This window comes from Micromonospora sp. USAFONa4 (assembly GCF_057197825.1).
This window is the reverse complement of record NZ_CM170072.1, coordinates 2,839,803-2,859,839: the sequence shown is the minus strand read 5'-3', so window position 1 is coordinate 2,859,839 and position 20,037 is coordinate 2,839,803. Positions and strand designations below refer to the sequence as shown.

Below are 20,037 nucleotides of genomic sequence, written 5' to 3'. Positions count from 1 at the left end.
GTCAGCCCCGCCGGGGGCGCAGGGCGTACCAGAGGGCGCCGACGGCGAGCACGGCGACGCCGGCGAGCACGCTGGCCGGCGGCAGGTTGACCGCGAGCAGCAGGCAGCCGGCCAGCCCCAGCACGGCCAGCGCCCGCACCGGCAGCCGCCGGCCCGGCTCCCGGCCCAGCGTCAGCGCGGCGGCGTTGGCGATCGCGTAGTAGACCAGCACGGTGCAGCTGGAGAAGCCGATCGCGCCGCGTACGTCGCCCAGCAGCACGATGATCACCACCACGGCGGCCACGGCCAGCTCCGCCCGGTGCGGCACCCGGTGCACCGGGTGGACGGCGGCGAGCGCCCCCGGCAGGTCGCGGCGGCGGGCCATCGCCAGCGCGGTGCGCCCCACCCCGGCCAGCAGGGAGAGCAGCACCCCGGTCACCGCCACCGTCGCCCCGGCCCGCACCAGCCACGCCAGGCCGGGCAGCCCGGCGGCGGTCACCACGTCGGCCAGGGGCGCGGCGGAACCGGCCAGCCGGTCGGCCCCGAGCACGCCGACCGTGACCACGGCGAGCACCAGGTAGACCGCCAGCACCACGCCGAGGGCCAGCGGGACCGCCCGGGGAATGGTCCGCTCCGGGTCGCGTACCTCCTCGCCGAGGGTGGCGATCCGCGCGTACCCGGCGAAGGCGAAGAAGAGCAGGCCGGCGGCCGTGAGCACGCCCCGCCCGCCGCCGCCGAGGTCGCCGAGCCGGTCCAGCGAGACGTCGCCGCCGACCGCGCCGGCCACGGCGACCAGGGCCAGCACCGCCAGCACCACGCCCACCAGGACCTTCGTCGCGGTGGCGGTCCTGCCGATGCCGCGCAGGTTCACGGCGGTCACCGCCGCCACCGCGCCGACGGCGACGAGCCGGGCCTGCCCCGGCCAGAGGTACGCCCCGACGGTCAACGCCATCGCCGCGCAGCTCGCCGTCTTGCCGGCCACGAAGCCCCAGCCGGCCAGGAACCCGGCGAACGGGCCGAGCCGCTCCCGCCCGTACACGTAGGTGCCGCCGGACTCGGGGTAGCGGGCCGCGAGCCGGGCCGAGCTGGTCGCGTTGCAGAAGGCGATGAAGCCGGCCAGCACCAGCGCCGCCAGCAGGCCGGCCCCGCCGGCCGCCGCCGCGGCGGGCGCGAAGACCACGAAGACGCCCGCGCCGAGCATCGACCCGAGGCCGATGACCACCGCATCGCGTACGCCGAGGCGGCGCGCCAGTTGCTCCACGGCGTGACCCTAGGGAACGGAGATGAACGGACGGTTCCAGCCCCGCAGTGCTCCCGGCAACGGCAGGTCGTCCCACGGCACCCGGTGCACCAGCCGGTCGAGGAGAAGCCCCAGCAGCAGCCCGGCGACCGAGTCGGTCAGCCAGTGCCAGCCGAGGTAGGTGGTGGTGCAGAGCACCACCACCGGCGGCACGACCCGGACCACGGTGACCAGCCGGGGCGGCACTGTCCGGCCGTACGTGCGCAGCAGCGGGGCGAGCAGCAGCGCGATGACGCCGTACCAGAGGATCGCGTTCGCCACGTGGCCGGAGGGGTAGGACTGGGCGAACCTGAGCGGCAGCTCGTCCTGGAACAACGGGAGGGTCTGCTCGGCGGGCAGGAAGGGTTCCTTGACGCTCGCGCTGGGCGCGGGCCGGGCGGTCCACACCTTGAGCGGGCCGATGGTCAGGTAGCTGAGGGCGAAGGCGAGCACGGGCGGCAGCACCGGGCGGACCGACCTCAGCCGCACCGCGAGCAGCACCCCGAGCCCCAGGGCGATCAACGTCAACGGGGTGCCCTGGCCGAGGTAGTTGAAGACCACCGCCGTCCAGTGCGCGGCCGTCGGCCGGTGCGCCTGCGACCAGTCGGCGATCGCGCGGTCGATCCCGAAGAGCCGCTCGCCGGCGAGGGCCACGGTCAACCCGACGAGGGCCGTCAGCAGCAGCGCGTCGAACCACCAGCCGGCCGGCCGGACCGGCCGGAGCTGCACCTTCGCCCGTACCGTCGTGGTCTCCCGCACCCCGACCACGCTACCGGCCCCGCCCGGCGCCGGATGGGGACGGGCCGGGGCCGCCTGTGTGCCGAGCCACGAAGGGAGGCGCTCGGCGGGGGTTACCCGTCAGACTTGTCCCGTGCGGATCACCTCGGCCCTCGTGGACCCGGCGCTGCTCGACCTCCCCTGGTCGACCCCGCTGGAGGAGTGGCCTGCGCAGCACCTGGTGGCGTTGCCGCAGGGCATCTCCCGGCACATCGTCCGCTTCGTCCGGCTGGGTGAGTACGTCTACGCGTTCAAGGAGACCCGCGAGCGGATCGCCGAGCGGGAGTACGACCTGCTGCGCGCCCTGGAGCGGATCGACTTCCCGTCGGTCGAGGCGGTGGCGATCGTCGCCGACCGGCAGACCGACGACGGGGAACCCCTCGAGTCGGTGCTGATCACCCGGCACCTGCAGTTCTCGCTGCCCTACCGGGCGCTCTTCTCGCACACCCTGCGCCCGGAGACGATGGGCCGGCTGCTCGACGCGCTCGCCGCCCTGATCGTCCGGATGCACCTGACCGGCTTCTTCTGGGGCGACTGCTCGCTGTCGAACACCCTCTTCCGGCGGGATGCCGGAGCCTTCGCCGCCTACCTGGTGGACGCCGAGACCGGGGCGCTGCACCACTCCCTCTCCAACGGCCAGCGCGGCGAGGACCTGGAGATCGCCCGGGTCAACATCTTCGGCGAGGCGCTCGACCTCCAGGCCGCCGGGCTGCTGCACGAGTCGATCGACCCGGAGGTGGTCTGCGAGGAGGTCGTGCAGCGCTACGAGCGGCTGTGGCACGAGATCACCTACGAGCAGCAGGTCGAGCGGGAGGCCCGGCACGACATCGAGGGGCGGATCCGCCGCCTCAACGAGCTGGGCTTCGACGTCGCCGAGGTGGCCATGTCCACGATCGACAACGGGCGCTACCTGGTCCGGCCGAAGGTGGTCGACGCCGGCTACCACACCCGGCGGCTGCTCCGCCTGACCGGCCTCGACGCCGAGGAGAACCAGGCCCGCCGGCTGCTCAACGACCTGGACGCCTACCGGGCGGAGAGCTACCTGATGGACGAGCAGCAGGCCGCGCACCGCTGGCTGACCGAGGTCTTCGAGCCGGTGGTCCGGGCCGTACCGGCGCACCTGCGCCGCAAGCTGGAGCCGCAGGAGCTCTTCGCCCAGATCATCGAGCACAAGTGGCTGCTCTCCGAGCGGGCCGGCCGGGACGTCGGGATGGCCCCGGCCGTGCAGTCGTTCCTCTCCGACGTGCTGGTGCACCGCCCCGACGAGCAGGCCGTGCTCGGCGTCGAGGTCCCCACCGCCGGCTGAGCGGGTCACTCCACCCAGGAGCCCTCGCGCATCACCCGGACCACGTTGAGGTCGTCGTCGAGCACCACCAGGTCGGCCCGGAGTCCGACCTGGAGCGCGCCCAGCTGGTCGCCGAGGCCGATGGCGCGGGCCGGGGTGGTGGCCGCCATCCGTACGGCGTCCGCGATCGGGATTCCGGCGCCCACCGCGTGCCGCAGCGCGGCGTCCATTGTCAGGGTGCTGCCCGCGATCGCGCCGTCGCGGGCCAACCGGGCCACGCCGTCCGCCACCGTGACCGTCTGGCCGCCCAGGTCGTACTCGCCGTCGGCCATGCCGGCGGCGGCCATCGCGTCGGTGATCAGGGCGGACCGCTCGGGGCCCGCCGTCGACGTGGCGAAGGCCAGCATCCCGTCGTGCAGGTGCACGCCGTCGGCGACCAGTTCGCAGACCACGTTCGGGGCGTCCAGCAGGGCCACCACCGGGCCGGGCTCGCGGTGGTGCACCGGCCGCATCCCGTTGAACAGGTGGGTGCCGACGCTCGCGCCCGCCGCGACGGCGGCGCGGGTCTCGTCGTACGTGGCGTCGGTGTGGCCGACCGCGGCGACCACCCGGTGCGCGGTGAGCAGCTTGATCGCCTCCAGCGCGCCGTCCCGCTCGGGGGCGAGGGTGACCATCCGGACCGCCCCGTCGCCCAGCTCGATCAGCTCGGCCAGCTCGTCGGTGGACGGGTCGCGCAGGTACTCGGGGTTCTGCGCGCCGCAGCGGGCGGAGGAGAGGTACGGGCCCTCGAAGTGGATGCCGGCCAGCACGCCCTCGGCGACCAGCGGGGCGAACGCCTCGGTGGCCGAGCGCATGAGCACGAAGGGCGAGCTGACGAGGCTGGCCAGCAGGGTGGTGGTGCCGTGCCGCAGGTGGAAGTCGGCGGCCTGTCGGGCCTGCCCGGCGTCGCCGGTGGTGAAGGTGTGCCCGCCGCCGCCGTGCGTGTGCATGTCGACGAAGCCCGGCACGATCCAGTGCCCGTCGCGGACCGACGGGTACTCGGCCACCGCCCGGATCCGGCCCTCGTGCACCTCCACGCAGCCCTGCCGGATCACGCCGGTCGGGGTCACCACCTTGCCGTTCACCCGAAGAGCCATCACTTCTCCAGACTGTCGAGGGCGAGCAGGGCGGCGCCGAGGCAGCCGGCCTCGTCGCCGAGGGCCGCCGCGACCAGGCGCGGCTCCCGGTGGAACGTCATCCGCTCGTGCAGCGCGGCCCGCAGCGGGTCGAACAGCAGCGCGCCGGCCCGCGCCAGCCCGCCGCCGATCACGACGGTCTCCACGTCGAAGAGGGCCTGGCCGGTGGCGAGGCCGTCGGCGAGCGCCTCCACGGCCTCCCGCCAGACGTCCGCCGCCAGCGGCTCGCCGGCCGCCGCCCGGTCGGCCACCTCGGCGGCGGTCGCCGGGACGCCGGTCCGCGCCGAGTAGAGCCGGCCGATGGCGGAGGCGGAGGAGACCGCCTCCAGGCACCCGGGACGGCCGCAGCCGCAGCGCGGCCCGCCGGGGCGTACCAGAATGTGGCCGATCTCGCCGGCGGCGCCGTGCGCGCCGGTGGCCGCCGCACCACCGACCAGGTGCGCGGCGGCGATGCCGGTGCCGATCGCGACGAAGAGGACGTGCGCGGCGTCGCTGCCCGCGCCGAGCCGGGCCTCGGCCAGGCCGCCGGCGCGCACGTCGTGGCCGACCGCCGTCGGCAGTCCGAGCCGCGCCTGCGCCAGGTCCCGCAGCGGTACGTCCCGGAAGCCGACGTTCGCCGACCAGACGGCGACCCCGCGCCCCTCGTCGATCACCCCGGGGACGGCGATGCCGATCGCGACCGGGTCGAGCCCGTCGGCGCGGGCCTTGCCGGCCAGTCCCTCGGCGACCCCCAGGACCGTGTCGACGACGGCGTCCGGGCCGCGCTCCGCGTCGGTGGGGTGCCGCTCGGTGTGCAGCACGGCACCGTCGGCCCGGACCAGGGCACACTTCATCCCGGTGCCGCCGACGTCCAGCGCGACGACGACGTCGGCTGGCCTCACGCGAGGACCACGGAACGGGTCAGGTGCCGGGGCGCGTCCGGGTCGAGGCCCCGGCTGGTGGCGAGCGCGACCGCGAAGCGCTGCGCCAGGATCAGGTCGGCCATCGGGTCGACGGGGGTACGGCCGGCCGCCCAACTGCCGAGCACCGTGCGGCAGCCGTGGGTGCGGCTGTGCACGAACGCCGCTCCCGTCGCCGCCACGTCCTCCGGCAGCCCGTCGGGCAGCTCGCCGAACGCCCAGACCAGCCGGCCCGGCGCGGCGATCGAGATCGGCCCGTGCCGGTAGTCCATCGCCGGGTACGCCTCGGCCCAGAAGGTGGCCGCCTCGCGGCACTTCAGCGCCGCCTCCTGGGCGAGCCCGACCGTCCAGCCGCGGCCGAGGAAGGTGGCCTGCTCGATCCGGGTCGGGTCGATCGGCAGCGGGGCGCGTACGGCCACCTCCGCGTCGGCGGCGAGCGCGTCGATGTTGTCGCCGAGGTGGGCGCGGAGCAGGGCCAGGGCGGTGGTCGCGAAGCGGGTCTGCACCACCGAGCGCTCGTCGGCGAAGGGCATGGTCACCGCCGCGTCGGCCAGCGCGACGGCGGGGGAGTCGGGGTCGCCGACCAGGACGGTGCTCGGCACCCGCCCGCGCAGGGCGGCGATCAGCTCGGTGACCTCGGTGGTGGTGCCGGAGCGGGTGATCGCGACGAGCCGGTCGTAGCGCCGGCCGGCGGGGAACTCGGAGGCCTGGAAGGCGTCGGTCTCGCCCTGGCCGAGGTGCTCGCGGCGGGCCGCGTACGCCATCGCCATGAACCACGACGTGCCGCAACCCACGACGGCGACCCGCTCCCCGGGGCGGGGGAGGTGGTCCGTCGCGGTGGCGGCGAGGCGCGCCGCCTCCCGCCAGCAGTCGGGCTGGCTCGCGATCTCGGCGTCGACGTACGACATGAGAACTCCTACGCAGGGGAGCGGTGCGCAATACGGCTCGTTAGAGCCGCCTTTCGCGCGTTATTCTGCGCGAAAGCGGCTGGCTGTGGCAACCAGCCCCGGCATCGCGCAGGACAGGGTTTTGCGCCCTCGTAGTTTCGCGCACTACTGTGCACGCAATCAATCACCGACCGCGCAGTAACTGGAGGGCACGGGGTGGACCGCTACGCCAGATGGAACGCCCTGCTCGAGATGCTCACCGACAACGGGCGGGTCAGCGTCGAGGAGGCGGCCGAGCGGCTGGACGTCTCGCAGGCCACCATCCGGCGCGACTTCGACCAGCTCGCCCAGCAGCAGATGATCACCCGGACCCGGGGTGGCGCGGTCGCCAACGGCGTCTCGTACGACCTGCCGCTGCGCTACAAGACCGCCAAGCACTCGGCGGAGAAGCAGCGGATCGGCGCCGCCGCCGCGGCGCTCGTCTCGCCGGGCACCGTGGTGGGCCTCAACGGCGGCACCACCAGCACGGAGGTGGCCCGGGCGCTCGCCGTCCGGCCCGACCTGAACACCAGTGCCGAGGGCGCCCAGCTCACCGTGGTCACCAACGCGCTGAACATCGCCAACGAGCTGCTGGTCCGTTCCCGGATGAAGGTCGTGGTGGCCGGCGGCGTGGTCCGCCCGAAGTCGTTCGAGCTGGTCGGCCCGCTGGGCGGGGCGCTGCTGCGCGAGGTCACCCTGGACGTCGCGCTGCTCGGCGTGGACGCGATCGACCCGCAGCTCGGCGCCGCCGCCCACCACGAGGGCGAGGCGGCCATGAACAACCTGATGGTGGCCCGGGCCAAGCGGGTCGTCATCATCGCCGACTCGTCCAAGCTGGGCGGTCACGCCTTCGCCCGGATCTGCCCGGTGGACCGGGTGGAGACGCTGGTCACCGACTCCGGGGCCAACCCAGAGGTGGTGGAGGCGTTCCGCGCCGCCGGCGTCACGGTCATCTGCGCCTGACGTTGCAAGGAAGGGCCCCTTCCTGGCGCCTGGTGCACAGGAAGGGGCCCTTCCTTTCACCCGATCGGCGCGTCGGATGCATACCGGGTATTGCGGGGGCCTGCATACCGCGTATGGTGTCGCGTGTCATACACCCATCGGGGGAGGTGCAGCTTGCCAGCTGTCCTGGAGATCGAAGGTCTCCGCAAGACGTACAAGAGCCGTCGGCGCGGCACCCGCAACGCGCTCGACGGTTTCGACATGCGGGTCGAACAGGGGCAGGTGCACGGCTTCCTCGGCCCCAACGGGTCGGGCAAGACCACCACGCTGCGTACGCTGCTCGGCCTCATCCGGCCCAACGGCGGCCGGATGACGATCCTCGGCCACGAGGTGCCGGCGGCGCTGCCCGCGGTCGCCGGTCAGGTCGGCGCGATCGTGGAGAGCCCGCAGTTCTTTCCGCACTTCACCGCGCGGGACACCCTGTCCCTGCTCGCCGGCGCGGGCGACGTGCCGCAGCACCGGGTCGACGAGGTGCTGGAGCTGGTCGGGCTGCGTGACCGCGCCGGCGAGCGGGTCAAGACCTACTCGCTCGGCATGAAGCAGCGGCTCGCCGTCGCCTCGGCCCTGCTGAAGAACCCGAAGCTGCTGATCCTCGACGAGCCGGCCAACGGCCTCGACCCGGGCGGCATCCGGGAGATGCGCACCCTGACGCGCAACCTCGCCGAGTCGGGGATGACCGTGGTGCTCTCCAGCCACATTCTCGGCGAGATCCAGCTGATCTGCGACTCGGTCACCATCATCTCGCTGGGCCGGCGGGTGGCGTTCGGCCCGGTCGAGCAGGTGCTCGCCCAGCACTCCTCGGGCGCGGTCCGGGTGCGGCTGGAGGCGGTCACCGACCTGCCGGTCGCCGCCGACGCGCTGACCCGCGCCGGCATCCGGGTGAACGGTCAGGCCGACCACCTGATGCTCGCCGGGGTCGACAAGCCGGCCACGGTGACCCGGCTCCTCGCCGAGCAGGGCCTCTACGTCAGCGAGCTGGCCCCGGTCGCCGTCGACCTGGAGAGCGTCTTCCTCGAACTGACCGCCACCGCGCCGGTACCCGGCCAGCACCGGCAGGTCGACCAGTCCACGAAGGTCGGTGGCGCGGGGCAGCCCGGTTCCACCGGGGGAGGGTGGGGCGCGTGAGCCTCTACCGTACGGAGTTGCGCCGGCTCGCCAAGCGGCGCTTCACCCGCTGGATGGGCCTGCTGGGCCTGCTGGTGCTCGCGGCCGTGGTGGTCGGGGTCTTCTTCACCAACGAGAAGATCGACGCCAGCGCGCTGGCGAAGGCCGAGCGCGCCGCCGAGCAGCAGTGGCAGCGGGACGTCAGCCACAACACGCAGTACCGCGCGGAGTGCGAGAAGGCGAAGGCGGCCGGCACGGCCCAGGCCGGGGAGTTCCCCGACGACTGCGCGATGATCCAGCCCCCGCCCCGGGAGGCGATCCAGGCGGACTGGTTCCTGCCCTCCACGTTCGACTTCCGGGAGAACTTCGGCGACACGCTGCTGCCGCTCGCGGCGATCCTGGCGCTGGTCGGGTTCGTCGTGGGGGCCTCGTTCGTCGGGGCGGAGTGGAACACCGGCGGCATGATGAACCTGCTGCTGTGGCGGCCGAAGCGGCTGACCGTACTGCTGACGAAGCTGGCGGCGCTGCTCACCGGGCTGGTCGCCCTGGCGGTGCCCACGACCGTGCTCTGGTTCGGCAGCTTCTGGCTGGTCGCCACGTTCCGTGGCAGCACGGCGGAGATGACCTCCGGGGCGTGGCAGTCCTTCGCCCTGACCGGGCTGCGCGGGCTGGTGCTCGCACTGGTCACCGCGACCATCGGCTTCGCGCTCGCCTCGCTGGGGCGGCACACCGCGATGGCCCTGGGCGGGGTGATCGCCCTGATGGTCGTCGGCCAGTTCGGCCTCGGCATCCTGCTGGCGATGGCCGGCGTGCGCTTCGCCGAGGCGTGGCTGCTGCCGACCTACGCCGTGGCGTGGATGCAGAAGAAGGTGACCCTGGAGGACTGGAACACCTGCCAGGCCACCTACTTCGGTGAGTGCAAACCGGACACGATGGACATCACCTGGCAGCAGTCCTCGGTGATGATGGCGGTCGGATTCGTGGTGATCCTGGGCGCGGCCCTCTGGGCGATGCGCCGGCGGGACATCTCCTGACCGTCGGCGGTGCGACCGGCGGCTCTCCCCGGCCCCGGTCGCACCGCCCATGCCTGCCGAGGACGACGAACCGGCGTAATCCGGACGGGAGCGCCTTGGGTTCGCGGGACGGACACGACGTGAACCGGAGCGGTCACGTTCCGGCACTGTCGTCCGATGCGAACCGGGTCTGCCCTGGTTAGGCTGGGGGTCCCCCACCGGTCGGCGTCGTGGTGTGCCGCCCGCCAGCCCCACGAGGAGCGCCATGCAGCCCGCCGACGCCGCCCCGGCCGCCACCGAGCCGCCCGTGCCGGGCCGGCCCGGCGAGGCCGCCGCGACCGTCGGGGCGGACGCCACCGGGGAGGCGCGGGACACCGCCAGCGTCGTTCCCCAGCCGCGTACCGGTGCGGGCGCCGGGACGCCGACGGTCCCGCAGCCCCGCTCGGCGCCGGAGCCGGACGCCGCCGTGGCCCCGCCCCGCGAGGCCGCCGCTCCGCCGAGCGGGGCCGGCACCGACGCCGACGCCCCGCCGAGCGGGGCCGGCACCGACGCCGACGCCCCGCCGAGCGGGGCCGGCACCGACGCCGACGCCCCGGCGGACGCCGGGCCGGAGGGTGGCCTCACCGAGCGTGAGCGCGGCATCCTCGCCTTCGAACAGCAGTGGTGGCGGCACGCCGGCGCCAAGGAACAGGCGATCCGGGACACCTTCGGCCTCTCGGCCACCCGCTACTACCAGTTGCTGAACGGGCTGCTCGACAACCCGGCCGCCCTCGCCGCCGAGCCGGTGCTGGTCGGGCGGCTGCGCCGACTGCGTTCCTCCCGGGCCCGCAACCGCCGCCGCTGACCGCTGTCGTACCCCGCGACCGGTCCCGGCCCCGCCGACCCCGTTCCGACCGACCGGTCCGGTGCCGCCCGCGTGGCGGCGCGCCCGGGCGGACCGCCGCTCCTACCCCCGACGCCGGTGCGGAATGTCGGCGATCCGCGCGGGTACGCGGGTGTCGTTCCGGGCCGCATCTCGCGGCCGGTTCACGTTCCGGGCCGTGACCTACGGCCCGGGGCCGACGGAGGGAGCGGGCGATGACGCAGATCAACCCGAGCCGGCCACCGGACGGTGCGACCGGCACCGCACAGCAGACCCGGCAGGAGGCGTCCCGGGTCGGGCACCAGGCGGCCCAGGCCGGCGGACACCTCGCGCACACCGCCGCCGAGAAGGGCGCACACGCTGCGCACACCGCCGCCGAGAAGGGCGGACACGTCGCGCACGCCGCTGCCGAACAGGGTGGACACGTGGCGTCGGAGGCCCGGCGGCAGGCGCGCAACCTGACCGGCGAGGCCGGCACGCAGTTGCGTGACCAGGCCCGGGCGCAGCAGCACCGGGCCGCCGACGGGCTGCGCGGCATCGGGCGCGAACTCAGCTCGATGGCGGAGCGGAGCGAGGATTCCGGGATGGCCGCCCAGGCGGTCCGCCGGGCCGCCGACGCCGCCCAGCAGGCGGCCGGCTGGCTCGACGAGCGCGAACCCGGGGAGATGCTCCACGACGTGCGGTCGTACGCGCGCCGGCACCCGGGCACCTTCCTGGCCGGCGCGGCCCTGGCCGGCATGCTGGTCGGGCGGCTCACCCGGAACCTGACCGGGTCGGGCGACGGGGTGCGGCGCGAGGGCCAGCCGTCGATGCCGCCGACCGGGCCGGGTACCGCGCCCACCGCGGCCGGACCGCAGCCGTACGAGCGGACGGCCGAGGCGCCGTACATGCCCGAGGGGGCGTACACCGGGACGGCCCGGGTGCGCAACGCCTCGCCGTCCGGTCGGCAGGGGCCGGACATCCCGGGCGGGGTGGCGCCGTGAGTGCCCCCGAGAAGGAGCGGACGCAGTCGGTCGGCGACCTGCTGGGCGACGTGACCCGGGACTTCTCCGTGCTGGTCCGCAAGGAGGTCGAACTGGCCAAGGCGGAACTGCGCGAGGAGGCGGGTCAGGTCGGCAGGCTCGCCGGCATGTTCGGCGGAGCCTCGCTGGCCGGTTTCCTGACGGTGCTGTTCGTGTCGTACGCGCTGTGGTGGGGGCTGTCCAACGTGATGGACCAGAGCTGGGCGGCGCTGATCGTGGCCGTCATCTGGGGCGTCGTCACGGGTGTCCTGCTCTCCAGGGCGCGCAAGGAGAAGGAGCAGCTCCGCTCGGTGCTGCCCCGGACGAGGCAGACCGCACAGGAGATTCCGGACGCGGTGCGCGGCCGGTGAACCAGCCGGGAGGGAGCAGATCATGTCCAACGATCCGGACCGGATCCGGCGGGAGATCGAGAACACCCGGAACGAACTGAGCAGCGACGTCGACGCGCTGGCCGACAAGGTCAACCCGCGACGGATCGCAGGTGAGCGCGTCGGGCAGGCCCGCGGCGCGTTCACCCGGGCCAGGGAGAAGGTGATGGGCGTGCAGTCTGACGGGCACGGCGCCGCACAGCGGATGTCGCAGGCGACAGGTCAGCGGATGTCGCACGCGGCCGATTCGGCGCGGGAGTTCGGCGGGCAGTCCCGGGAACGGATGTCGCACGCGGCCGATTCGGCGCGGGCGTTCGGGGAGCAGTCCCGGGAGCAGGTGTCGCACGTGGCCGGGTCGGTGCGGGAGGAGGCCCGCTCGCTCGGGCAGCAGTCCCGCCAGCAGGCGCAGGGCAACCCCCTGGCGGCCGGCCTGATCGCCTTCGGCGCCGGGCTGCTGGTCTCGTCGCTCATCCCGCCCAGCCGCCCCGAACGGCACTGGGCCGGCCAGGCCAGGGACATGGTCGGCGAGCATTCCGACCAGCTGCTGGCGCAGGCCAGACACCTGCGGGAGCAGGCCGGCGAGGTGGGCCGCGAGATGGGCCACGAGGTCAGCCACAACATGCGCGGACCGGCGCGGGACGCGGCCCGGGCGGTCGGTGCGACGGCCGCCAGTGGCGCGTCCGCCGTCCGGGACCAGGGCCGGTCGGCCGCCCACCAGATGCAGGGGCAGGCGCATGAGACCGCCGACGACCTCCGTCGCCGCTGAGGCGACCCGGGTGGTCGGGGCGGCGCGGACGATGCGGGTACGCTCCGCGTCCGCGCCGCCCCCCGGCCGGGCGGTCAACGAGGACCTGGTCTTCCGGTTCGGACCGCTGGTCGGCGTGCTGGACGGCGCCAGCGTGCCGGAGGGCTTCGACACGGGCTGCGCGCACGGCACCGCCTGGTACGTCCGGCACCTCGCGGCCCGGCTCGGGCTCGCGGAGGCGGTCCGCCCGACGGCGACCCTGATGAGCAACCTGGCGGCGGCGATCCTCGCGGTCCGGGCCGACCACGGCGACGGGTGCGACCTCGACCATCCGGGCACCCCGTCGAGCACGGTCTGCCTGCTGCGCGACGGGGGCGACCACCTCGACTACCTCGTGCTCTGCGACAGCCCACTGGTGCTCGACGCCGGCGGTCGGGTCGGCGTGGTCACCGACGACCGACTGGACGCCGCCACGGCGGAGCTGCGGACCATGGTCGCGGCCCTGCCGGCCAGCGGCACCGACCGGGTCACCCGCATCCGGCAGGCGGTCGACATGCAGCGGGCGCGGATGAACCGCACCCACGGTTACTGGGTGGCGGCCGCCGACCCGGACGCGGCGTTCCACGCGGTGACCGGGACCCTGCCGCTGCGGGGGCCGGGCGCGGTACGCCGGGCGGCGCTGCTCAGCGACGGCGCGTCGGCCCTGGTGGAGCAGTTCGGCGTCCTCGACTGGGCGGGGCTGCTGGACGTGGCGACCGCCGAGGGCCCCGGCGGGTTGATCGACCGGGTACGCGTCGCCGAGCGCGACCATCCGGACCGGTTGCGCCGGCACAAGCCCGCCGACGACGCCTCCGTGGTGCTCTGCGAGTTCGACGCAGAGGCACCCTGACCGGTCCCCGGGTGGGCGGGCCCGCCGCCCGTCACTCGGGCCGGACGGGCGGTCGACAGCGGAGCGTGAGGCGGAACACGATGCGGTCCGACCGGCTGGTACCTTCCGCCGGACCGCCAGTCGGGGCCCGATGGGGTGGACTTGGGCCGGTGAGGCCGGCAGACTGCGGCACGTGGCGGGAACGGTGCGGCTGGAGCCGGTGGACGAGCAGAACCTGGAACCGTTGCTCTCCGTAGCGGCTGCGGAAGCGGAGCCCGGCGACGTGATGCCGCCGGTGGAGGCCCCTGCGGGCTGGTCGTGCGCCCGGCGGGAGGCGTTCCGGGAGTTCCACCGGGCGAGCTTCGGAGGTCTGGACGGCCCGACCGGCACCTGCATGTACGCGATCCTGGCCGGCGGCGAGGTGGTCGGCATGATCCGGATGAGCCGCCGCACCGAGCCGGGCACGGTCGAGACCGGGATGTGGCTGGGCCGCTCCGCCCGGGGCCAGGGAATTGGCCCAGCCGCCCTGCGCGAACTGTTGAACGAGGCGGCGGCGGCCGGAATGCGACTGGTGGTGGCGGAGACCACCGTCGACAACCACGGCGCCGTTTCCGTCCTCAAGAAGTGTGGCGCCAAATTGCGCGAAAGTGGCGGTGCGGTGCACGCCGAGATATGCCTCGACTCGACGCTGCCGGCCATGTGACGGCCGTTCCGCAATTATTTCCTTTCTGACGTTCTTCCTGCTCGGCGCTGCCTTCGTGTCGGCTTTGCGCGGTTCGTGAGGCGCGTGCTCCGGCCCGGGTTAATGGTGTCGGCAAGGCGCGGGAGTGTTTCGCCGATAGGCCAACGGGTACTGCCCGTCGGGTCCGATTAAACGGGACACCTGATGTGCGGTCCGGCGCGTGCTGATCCCCGGCGGCCATTCTTTCGACCATTGCCGTCAGGTGTCCGGCGCTCCGGGGAGCGAAGGAGAACTGATGAACAGCGGAGCACGAATCGGGCTCGCGGTCGGCTTCGGCTACCTGCTGGGCCGCCGGCGCAAGCTGCGTACCGCCCTCACCCTGGCCGCCGCGGTCGCGGCCGGCCGGGCCAGCCGGGAGCCCGGCGGACTGCTGAAGGCGGGCGGCAACCTGCTCCAGTCGTCTCCCCACCTGAGCAACCTCGGCCGTTTGGGCGGCCCGCTCGCCGCCGCCTCGAAGGCGGCCGCGACCGCCGCCGCCGGCAGCGGCATCGACGCCATCAGCGGCAAGCTGCGCGGCTCGGCCGACGCGCTGCGCCGCAAGGGCGGGGCCGGCGCCAGCGGCGACGGCGACCGGCCGGACCGGGACACCGATGCGGAGCATCAGGGGCGCGACGACGGCGGCGGGGAGCAGGACCGCGACGACGACAGCGGGCGGGAGCGCGACGACGAGGGCGGGCAGCGGAACCGCGACGGCGGCGACCAGCGGCGGGGGCGGTGACCATGCCGGACACGACGAACCCCGGCGGACTCGGGGACAAGGTCCGGGGCCAACTCGCCGGCGAGGCACGCAACCTGGCCAGCGCCATCGGCGAACGCGCGATGCGGGTGGTGACCGAGCGGATCACGGGCGCCACCGGCCGGCTCAGCGACTACGCGAAGCAGGGCGGCGGCCCCGGCCTGATCGCCGCCGCCACCGGCGCGCAGAAGATCGCGGAGGGCGGCTCACCGGTGAAGGCGATGGTCCATGCCGGACTGGCCGGCGGTAAGGAGAAGGTCATGTCGGCGCTCGGCAAGGGCGGCAAGGGTGGCAAGGGCGGCGGCAAGAAGGTCAAGGTCACCAACATCGTCGAGGCGATCGAGGTCGGCGTGCCGGTCCGGGTCGCGTACGACCAGTGGACCCAGTTCGGCGACTTCCCGAGCTTCATGAAGAAGGTCGAGAACGTCGACACCGAGTCGGACGAGAAGCTGACCTGGAAGGCGCAGGTCTTCTGGTCGCACCGCACCTGGGAGTCCACGATCGTCCGGCAGATCCCGGACAAGCTGATCCACTGGCGCTCGAAGGGCGAGAAGGGCTCCGTCGACGGCACCGTCAGCTTCCACGAACTGTCGCCCGACCTGACCCGGATCCTGGTGGTGCTGGAGTACCACCCGCAGGGCCTCTTCGAGCACACCGGCAACCTGTGGCGGGCCCAGGGCCGCCGCGTCCGGCTGGAGCTGAAGCACTTCGTCCGGCACGTGATGACCCGCACGGTCCTCGACCCGGATTCGGTGCAGGGCTGGCGCGGCGAGATCGAGGACTCGCGGGTGGTCCGCGACCACGAGACCGCGCTGCGCGAGGAGCAGGAGGAGCGCGAGAGGCAGGAGCGCGAGGAGCAGGAGCGCGAGGGGCAGGAGAAGGGCGAGGAGCGCGGGCAGCGCGGCCGGCGCGAGCCCGAGCCCGAGGAGGAGCCCGAGGATGAGGCCGAGGACGAGGAGTACGAGAAGCGCAGGCCCGCCGAGCGTGGCCGCCGCCGGCCGCCCCAGCGCCGTCGCCCGGCCGAGGACGAGGAGTACGAGGACGAGTACGACGAGGGCGAATACGACGAGTACGAGGAGGAGCCGGAGGAGGAACAGCCCCCGCCGCGCCGCCGTGCCCCGGAGCGGGCCCGCCGCCCGCAGCCCCGCGAGGAGCCCCGTTCCCGCGAGGAGCCCCGGGCCCGCCGTTCACCGGAAGCGCCCCGGCGTCCCGTGGTCCGCCGTCGACGGGAGGAGCGGGAGTGACAATCGCGACGAGTGAGGGCCAGGGCGGCGGCGCCCTGGAACGCGGCGGAGGGGGCTCCGGCCTGGCCGATGTCGTGGAGACCGTGCTGGACAAGGGCGTGGTGATCGACGCCCAGGTCTCGATCGCGGTGGTCGGCATCCAGCTTGTCGAGATCAACGCCCGGATCGTCATCGCCAGCGTGGAGACCTATCTGCGCTTCGCCGAGGCGGTCGACCGGTTCGACATCACGCCGAAGGGCCAGAAGGGGCTGCCCGACCTGGTCGAGGGGGCCTCGGGGGCGGTCGGCGCCGGCAAGGCGGTCTCGGGGGTCGGTAAGACGGTCGGCGCGATCAAGGACGCCGTCGGCGAGCTGGGCTCGGACGACCGGGACCGGGACCGTGACCGCGACCGGCCCCGGCGGCGACGGGACGAGGAGCGGTGAGCATGGCCGAGGAGACCGGACTGTTCATCTACGGCATCGTGCCCTCCGACGTGGAGCCGACCCCGGACGCCGCCGGGGTCGGCGATCCGCCTGGAGAGGTGACGGCGGTGCGGCACGAGGACCTGGCCGCGCTGGTCAGCGAGGTGAGCCTGACCGAGCCGCTCGGCCGGCCGGCGGACCTGACCGCGTACCAGGAACTGGTGGACGGCACGGCGGCGGTGGCGCCGGTGCTGCCGGTGCGTTTCGGCACGGTCGTCACCGGGCCCGACGCGGTCGCCGACCTGCTGGACGCGCACCACGACCGGTTCGTCGCAGCGCTCGACGAGTTCGAGGGCCGGATCCAGTACACGGTGCACGGACGCTACGACGAGGCGAACCTGATCGCGGCGGTGCTGGCGGACAACCCGGGCGCCGCCGACCTGGCGGACCAGGTGCGTGGGCAGCCTGAGGCGGCCACCCGGACGCAGCGGATCCGGCTCGGCGAGATGATCAGCCAGGCGGTGGAGCTGCGCCGGGAGGCGGAGAACCGGCAACTGGTCGACACCCTCGGTCCCCTCGTCGTGGCGAGCGCGCCCCGGCCGCCGAGCAACGAGCTGGACGCGTCGAACGCCGCCTTCCTGGTCGAACAGGACCGGGAGGACGAGTTCGTCTCGGCGGTCGAGGAGTACGCCGAGCAGCGCCGGGAGCTGATCCGGATGCGGCTGCTCGGCCCGCTCGCGCCGTACGACTTCGTCAGCGCCCACCAGTTGATGGGGTGACCGGTGGACATCCTGTGGACGCTGCTGACCCTGCCGTACGCGCCGGTGCGGGGGCTGACCGCCGTCGTGAAGGTGATCGCCCGGGAGGCGGAGTCGCGGCAGCGCAACCCCGTCGACGTCCGGCGCGAGCTGGAGACGCTGGACGCGGCGGCGGCGGCGGGCGAGATCAGCGCCGCGGAACGGGACCAAGGGCAGCAGCAGGTGCTGGAGCGGCTGACCGGCGGTGTCCAGCGGCCGGCGCCCGCCCCGGGCCGGGCCCCGGCCCGGAACGGCCCCGGGACCCGCCGGCAGAACGGCGGGACCCGGCACCAGTCCGGCGCGGACCGGGCGCGGCAGTCCGCCTCCGGCCGGGCGCGGCAGGCCGGCGCGGAACGGGCACCGCAGCCCGGCGAGGGTCGGGCGCGGCGGACCGGTACGGAACGGGCGCGGCAGGTCGGCACCGAACGCTCGCGGCGGGTGTCGCGCGGCGGCGAGGGAGGTGAGCGCAATGGAGGGTCTGATCCGCGGCGACGGCGGTCGGGCGCGTAGGAGCGAGCCCGTCGACGACGACCGGTACGACGACGAGGAGGAGTACCTCGAACCCATCACGGCCGCCGAGGCGGCGCGCGAGGGGATGCGGCAGATCGTCGAGTTGACCGGCCGGGATCCGGTGGGGACCACCTCGCTGAAGTCGTCGCGGGACGGCTGGCTGATCGGCGTGGAGGTGATCGAGGACCGGCGTATCCCCAGCTCCACCGACCTGCTCGGCCTCTACGAGGTGGAGCTGGACCTGGAGGGCGGCCTGCTCGGCTACCGGCGGGCGCGGCGCTACCAGCGCGGGAAGGGCGAGGTGGGTTGAGGTGAGCGTGCAGCCGCCCCCGGTGGTGCAGAACTCCGGCCAGGTCCTGCCCGCCGGGCACGAGCCGGCCAATCTCGGCGACATCCTGGAGCGCGTACTCGACCGGGGCATCGTGATCGCCGGCGACATCCGGGTCAGCCTGCTCGACATCGAGCTGCTGACGCTCAAGCTGCGACTGGTCATCGCCTCGGTCGACACGGCCCGGCAGATCGGCATCGACTGGTGGGAGCACGACCCGTGGCTCAGCTCCCGGGCGAGGCCGCCGGTGGAGCCCGGCCCACGGGACCCGGAGCAGGTGGAGGCGGAACGCCGCCCCCGGGTCGCCCGGACGGCCGCCCGCAGGGAGGCTCGGGATGAGTTCGACGGCTGACCTCGCGCCCGCCACCGGGCCGGCGAGCCCCGGCGTCGGGGTGTGGCTGCACGGCGTGGCGCGGGAGGTCGATCCCGCCCTGCTCGCCGCGACTGCCGGGATGGACGGCGCCCCGGTGCGCGCGGTGCGGGCCGCCGGCCTGGTCGCCGTCGTCAGCGCCGCGCCACTGTCCGAGTACGGCGAGGAGGCGCTGCGCCGGAACCTGGAGGACCTGGCCTGGTTGGAGCGGGCGGCCCGGGCGCACCACGCGGTGGTCGCGGCCCTGTCCCGCGAGGGCGTCGTGGTGCCCGCCCGGCTGGCCACCGTCCACCACGACGACGCCCGGGTGGCGGCGCAGCTCACCGCCCGGCGGGTCGAGCTGAGCACCGTCCTGAACCGGCTCACGGGCCACGACGAGTGGGGCGTGAAGGGGTACGTCGTGCCGGGCGCGACGCCCCGCGCGGCGGAGCCGGCCGGGTCGGGCGGCGCCGGTGCGGCGTACCTGCGGCGGCGCCGGGCCCAGCTCACCGCCCGCGAGGAGGGGCAGCGGATCGCCGCCGACGCCGCCTCCGCCGTGCACGAGGCACTGGCCGGGCACGCGGTGGCCGTCCGGCGGCACCCCCCGCAGGACCGCCGGCTCTCCGGCGCGCCCACCGCCATGGTGCTCAACGGGGCGTACCTGGTCGGCCAGGGGTCGGTCGCCGGATTCCGTCAGCTGGTCGGCGCGCTCGCCGGGCGGCACCCGGAGATCCGGTTGGAGCTGACCGGCCCGTGGCCGCCGTACTCCTTCGCCGAGGAGCGGCCCGCCGAGCCGGCGCTCACCGTACGGGAGCCGGCGTGCTGACGGCCCGGGGGCCGGCGTGGTGACCACGTCGCTTGCCCCCAGCAGCGCCGACGACCCGCTGGCCTACCGGCCGGTGGCCCTGGTCGACCTGCTCGACCGGGTCCTCGCCACCGGGGTGGTGATCAGCGGCGACATCACGATCGCCATCGCCGACATCGACCTGGTCCGGATCTCCCTGCGCGCGCTGGTGGCCTCCGTCGGGGCGCTCGCCCCGCCGGAACTGCGGGACACTGCCCCGAGCGCCGCCGCCGGGCCGCCGGGGACGTGGCCGTGACCGCCCCGGGTGGCCGTCCGGACGGCGCGACGGGCCCGGGTGGTGGGGGCGGCGCAGTGGGCGTGGGCAGACCGGGCGGCGGTGGCACCCGCCGGGACGAGCCGGGCGGCGGTGGCGGCCGGCGGGACGAGGCGGCCGAGCTCGCCGCCGCGCTCGGCGACACCCGGTGGCAGCCGCCCCGGGTGACGCCGCTGGACCGCCGGCTCGCCGTCGACCGGGACGGCGTCGAGCGGGGGCTGGCCAGCCTCGTGCTCACCGTGATCGAGCTGCTGCGGCAGCTCATGGAGCGACAGGCGCTGCGCCGGGTCGACCTCGGCGACCTCACCGAGGAGCAGATCGAACGGATCGGGACCACGCTGATGGCCCTGGAGGAGCAGATGGCGGGGCTGCGTGATTACTTCGGCCTCACGCCCGAGGACCTCAATCTCGACCTCGGGCCCCTCGGCCCCCTCCTGCCCACCGACTGACGAGTCGTCCACGCCATCGGGCCGCCAGCGCCCGTCACTCCCGGCCGCGCCGGGGGCGC

The 20,037-nt window shown here is 74.6% G+C and carries 25 protein-coding genes; 20 read left to right on the top strand and 5 right to left on the bottom strand.

All coding sequences use genetic code 11. From position 1 onward, the window contains the following. Position 1: 1 nt before the first annotated feature. Both AC0OO9_RS12415 and AC0OO9_RS12410 read right to left on the bottom strand, forming a co-directional pair. A complete protein-coding gene (locus AC0OO9_RS12415; protein ID WP_484517342.1) occupies positions 2-1,240 on the bottom strand; it encodes an APC family permease in 1,239 nt (412 codons plus the stop codon). Positions 1,241-1,249: 9 nt separating this feature from the next. Continuing rightward, positions 1,250-1,987, bottom strand: coding sequence for a phosphatase PAP2 family protein (locus tag AC0OO9_RS12410; RefSeq protein ID WP_484517930.1), 738 nt, complete (start codon positions 1,985-1,987; stop codon positions 1,250-1,252). A gap of 142 nt (positions 1,988-2,129) precedes the next feature. On the opposite strand from AC0OO9_RS12410, the gene AC0OO9_RS12405 reads away from it, so the two are divergent. Continuing rightward, entirely contained in the window at positions 2,130-3,341 is a 1,212-nt protein-coding gene (locus AC0OO9_RS12405; RefSeq protein ID WP_421455336.1) for a DUF4032 domain-containing protein, read from the top strand. Between the two features lie 5 nt (positions 3,342-3,346). On the opposite strand, the gene nagA is transcribed toward AC0OO9_RS12405, so the two are convergent. Genes nagA through AC0OO9_RS12390 form a run of 3 tightly spaced genes read right to left on the bottom strand, consistent with a single transcriptional unit; the run spans position 3,347 to position 6,302 of the window. Further along, the gene (nagA, locus tag AC0OO9_RS12400) at positions 3,347-4,456 is read right to left on the bottom strand and encodes an N-acetylglucosamine-6-phosphate deacetylase (RefSeq protein WP_484517341.1); all 1,110 of its coding nucleotides are present in this window, start codon (positions 4,454-4,456) and stop codon (positions 3,347-3,349) included. Beyond that, the gene (locus AC0OO9_RS12395; RefSeq protein WP_484517340.1) at positions 4,456-5,376 is read right to left on the bottom strand and encodes an ROK family protein; all 921 of its coding nucleotides are present in this window, start codon (positions 5,374-5,376) and stop codon (positions 4,456-4,458) included. Before AC0OO9_RS12395 ends, nagA begins: the two co-directional genes overlap by 1 nt. Then, positions 5,373-6,302 carry an SIS domain-containing protein gene (locus tag AC0OO9_RS12390; protein ID WP_151454743.1) on the bottom strand — a complete coding sequence of 310 codons (930 nt, stop codon included), beginning with the start codon at positions 6,300-6,302 and terminating at the stop codon, positions 5,373-5,375. Before AC0OO9_RS12390 ends, AC0OO9_RS12395 begins: the two co-directional genes overlap by 4 nt. A gap of 195 nt (positions 6,303-6,497) precedes the next feature. Here AC0OO9_RS12390 and AC0OO9_RS12385 point away from each other — a divergent pair, with 195 nt between their 5' ends. The 19 genes from AC0OO9_RS12385 (at position 6,498) to AC0OO9_RS12295 (ending at position 19,978) form a co-directional block, all read left to right on the top strand. Next, complete coding sequence (locus tag AC0OO9_RS12385; RefSeq protein ID WP_091626905.1) at positions 6,498-7,283, top strand: DeoR/GlpR family DNA-binding transcription regulator; 786 nt, start codon at positions 6,498-6,500, stop codon at positions 7,281-7,283. Positions 7,284-7,436: 153 nt separating this feature from the next. Further along, on the top strand, positions 7,437-8,447 hold the full coding sequence (locus AC0OO9_RS12380; protein ID WP_484517339.1) for an ATP-binding cassette domain-containing protein: 1,011 nt from the start codon (positions 7,437-7,439) through the stop codon (positions 8,445-8,447). Further along, positions 8,444-9,460, top strand: a complete 1,017-nt coding sequence (locus AC0OO9_RS12375; RefSeq protein WP_484517338.1) for an ABC transporter permease subunit — start codon at positions 8,444-8,446, stop codon at positions 9,458-9,460. The genes AC0OO9_RS12380 and AC0OO9_RS12375 overlap by 4 nt, the downstream gene beginning before the upstream one ends. Positions 9,461-9,704: 244 nt before the next feature. Further along, on the top strand, positions 9,705-10,283 hold the full coding sequence (locus tag AC0OO9_RS12370) for a DUF3263 domain-containing protein (protein WP_484517337.1): 579 nt from the start codon (positions 9,705-9,707) through the stop codon (positions 10,281-10,283). Positions 10,284-10,516: 233 nt separating this feature from the next. Continuing rightward, entirely contained in the window at positions 10,517-11,284 is a 768-nt protein-coding gene (locus tag AC0OO9_RS12365) for a hypothetical protein (protein WP_484517336.1), read from the top strand. Beyond that, positions 11,281-11,673 carry a phage holin family protein gene (locus tag AC0OO9_RS12360; protein ID WP_484517335.1) on the top strand — a complete coding sequence of 131 codons (393 nt, stop codon included), beginning with the start codon at positions 11,281-11,283 and terminating at the stop codon, positions 11,671-11,673. Before AC0OO9_RS12365 ends, AC0OO9_RS12360 begins: the two co-directional genes overlap by 4 nt. A gap of 22 nt (positions 11,674-11,695) precedes the next feature. Then, entirely contained in the window at positions 11,696-12,457 is a 762-nt protein-coding gene (locus AC0OO9_RS12355) for a DUF3618 domain-containing protein (RefSeq protein WP_484517334.1), read from the top strand. After that, entirely contained in the window at positions 12,426-13,325 is a 900-nt protein-coding gene (locus AC0OO9_RS12350) for a hypothetical protein (RefSeq protein WP_484517333.1), read from the top strand. The genes AC0OO9_RS12355 and AC0OO9_RS12350 overlap by 32 nt, the downstream gene beginning before the upstream one ends. A 172-nt stretch (positions 13,326-13,497) precedes the next feature. Further along, positions 13,498-14,007: a GNAT family N-acetyltransferase gene (locus AC0OO9_RS12345; protein ID WP_484517332.1), complete on the top strand. Its 510-nt coding sequence runs from the start codon at positions 13,498-13,500 to the stop codon at positions 14,005-14,007. Between the two features lie 274 nt (positions 14,008-14,281). Further along, a complete protein-coding gene (locus AC0OO9_RS12340; protein ID WP_484517331.1) occupies positions 14,282-14,764 on the top strand; it encodes a hypothetical protein in 483 nt (160 codons plus the stop codon). A gap of 2 nt (positions 14,765-14,766) precedes the next feature. Then, positions 14,767-16,026, top strand: a complete 1,260-nt coding sequence (locus AC0OO9_RS12335) for an SRPBCC family protein (protein WP_484517330.1) — start codon at positions 14,767-14,769, stop codon at positions 16,024-16,026. Beyond that, positions 16,023-16,448, top strand: a complete 426-nt coding sequence (gvpJ, locus tag AC0OO9_RS12330; protein WP_484517329.1) for a gas vesicle protein GvpJ — start codon at positions 16,023-16,025, stop codon at positions 16,446-16,448. The genes AC0OO9_RS12335 and gvpJ overlap by 4 nt, the downstream gene beginning before the upstream one ends. Positions 16,449-16,450: 2 nt before the next feature. Beyond that, positions 16,451-17,206 (top strand): GvpL/GvpF family gas vesicle protein, encoded by a 756-nt coding sequence (locus AC0OO9_RS12325; protein ID WP_484517328.1) that lies wholly within the window; start codon positions 16,451-16,453, stop codon positions 17,204-17,206. A 3-nt stretch (positions 17,207-17,209) separates the two neighbouring features. Beyond that, positions 17,210-17,734: a gas vesicle protein GvpG gene (locus AC0OO9_RS12320; RefSeq protein WP_484517327.1), complete on the top strand. Its 525-nt coding sequence runs from the start codon at positions 17,210-17,212 to the stop codon at positions 17,732-17,734. Continuing rightward, a complete protein-coding gene (locus tag AC0OO9_RS12315) occupies positions 17,694-18,044 on the top strand; it encodes a gas vesicle protein GvpO (RefSeq protein ID WP_132239953.1) in 351 nt (116 codons plus the stop codon). The genes AC0OO9_RS12320 and AC0OO9_RS12315 overlap by 41 nt, the downstream gene beginning before the upstream one ends. 1 nt (position 18,045) lies before the next feature. Beyond that, complete coding sequence (locus tag AC0OO9_RS12310; RefSeq protein WP_484517326.1) at positions 18,046-18,414, top strand: gas vesicle protein; 369 nt, start codon at positions 18,046-18,048, stop codon at positions 18,412-18,414. After that, positions 18,398-19,237 carry a GvpL/GvpF family gas vesicle protein gene (locus AC0OO9_RS12305; protein ID WP_484517325.1) on the top strand — a complete coding sequence of 280 codons (840 nt, stop codon included), beginning with the start codon at positions 18,398-18,400 and terminating at the stop codon, positions 19,235-19,237. The genes AC0OO9_RS12310 and AC0OO9_RS12305 overlap by 17 nt, the downstream gene beginning before the upstream one ends. Before the next feature lie 19 nt (positions 19,238-19,256). After that, complete coding sequence (locus AC0OO9_RS12300; RefSeq protein WP_484517324.1) at positions 19,257-19,511, top strand: gas vesicle protein; 255 nt, start codon at positions 19,257-19,259, stop codon at positions 19,509-19,511. A 62-nt stretch (positions 19,512-19,573) separates the two neighbouring features. Next, complete coding sequence (locus tag AC0OO9_RS12295) at positions 19,574-19,978, top strand: gas vesicle protein K (protein WP_484517323.1); 405 nt, start codon at positions 19,574-19,576, stop codon at positions 19,976-19,978. The last annotated feature ends 59 nt before the right edge of the window (positions 19,979-20,037 follow it).

Excerpts from the sequence above, each read along its gene's own strand:
- AC0OO9_RS12315 (WP_132239953.1), top strand. The coding sequence starts at position 17,694 with ATGGAGGGTCTGATCCGCGGCGACGGCGGTCGGGCGCGTAGGAGCGAG.
- AC0OO9_RS12390 (WP_151454743.1), bottom strand. The coding sequence starts at position 6,302 with ATGTCGTACGTCGACGCCGAGATCGCGAGCCAGCCCGACTGCTGGCGG.
- AC0OO9_RS12340 (WP_484517331.1), top strand. The coding sequence starts at position 14,282 with ATGAACAGCGGAGCACGAATCGGGCTCGCGGTCGGCTTCGGCTACCTG.
- AC0OO9_RS12325 (WP_484517328.1), top strand. The coding sequence starts at position 16,451 with ATGGCCGAGGAGACCGGACTGTTCATCTACGGCATCGTGCCCTCCGAC.
- AC0OO9_RS12350 (WP_484517333.1), top strand. The coding sequence starts at position 12,426 with ATGAGACCGCCGACGACCTCCGTCGCCGCTGAGGCGACCCGGGTGGTC.
- AC0OO9_RS12355 (WP_484517334.1), top strand. The coding sequence starts at position 11,696 with ATGTCCAACGATCCGGACCGGATCCGGCGGGAGATCGAGAACACCCGG.
- nagA (WP_484517341.1), bottom strand. The coding sequence starts at position 4,456 with ATGGCTCTTCGGGTGAACGGCAAGGTGGTGACCCCGACCGGCGTGATC.
- AC0OO9_RS12365 (WP_484517336.1), top strand. The coding sequence starts at position 10,517 with ATGACGCAGATCAACCCGAGCCGGCCACCGGACGGTGCGACCGGCACC.
- AC0OO9_RS12370 (WP_484517337.1), top strand. The coding sequence starts at position 9,705 with ATGCAGCCCGCCGACGCCGCCCCGGCCGCCACCGAGCCGCCCGTGCCG.
- AC0OO9_RS12305 (WP_484517325.1), top strand. The coding sequence starts at position 18,398 with ATGAGTTCGACGGCTGACCTCGCGCCCGCCACCGGGCCGGCGAGCCCC.
- AC0OO9_RS12335 (WP_484517330.1), top strand. The coding sequence starts at position 14,767 with ATGCCGGACACGACGAACCCCGGCGGACTCGGGGACAAGGTCCGGGGC.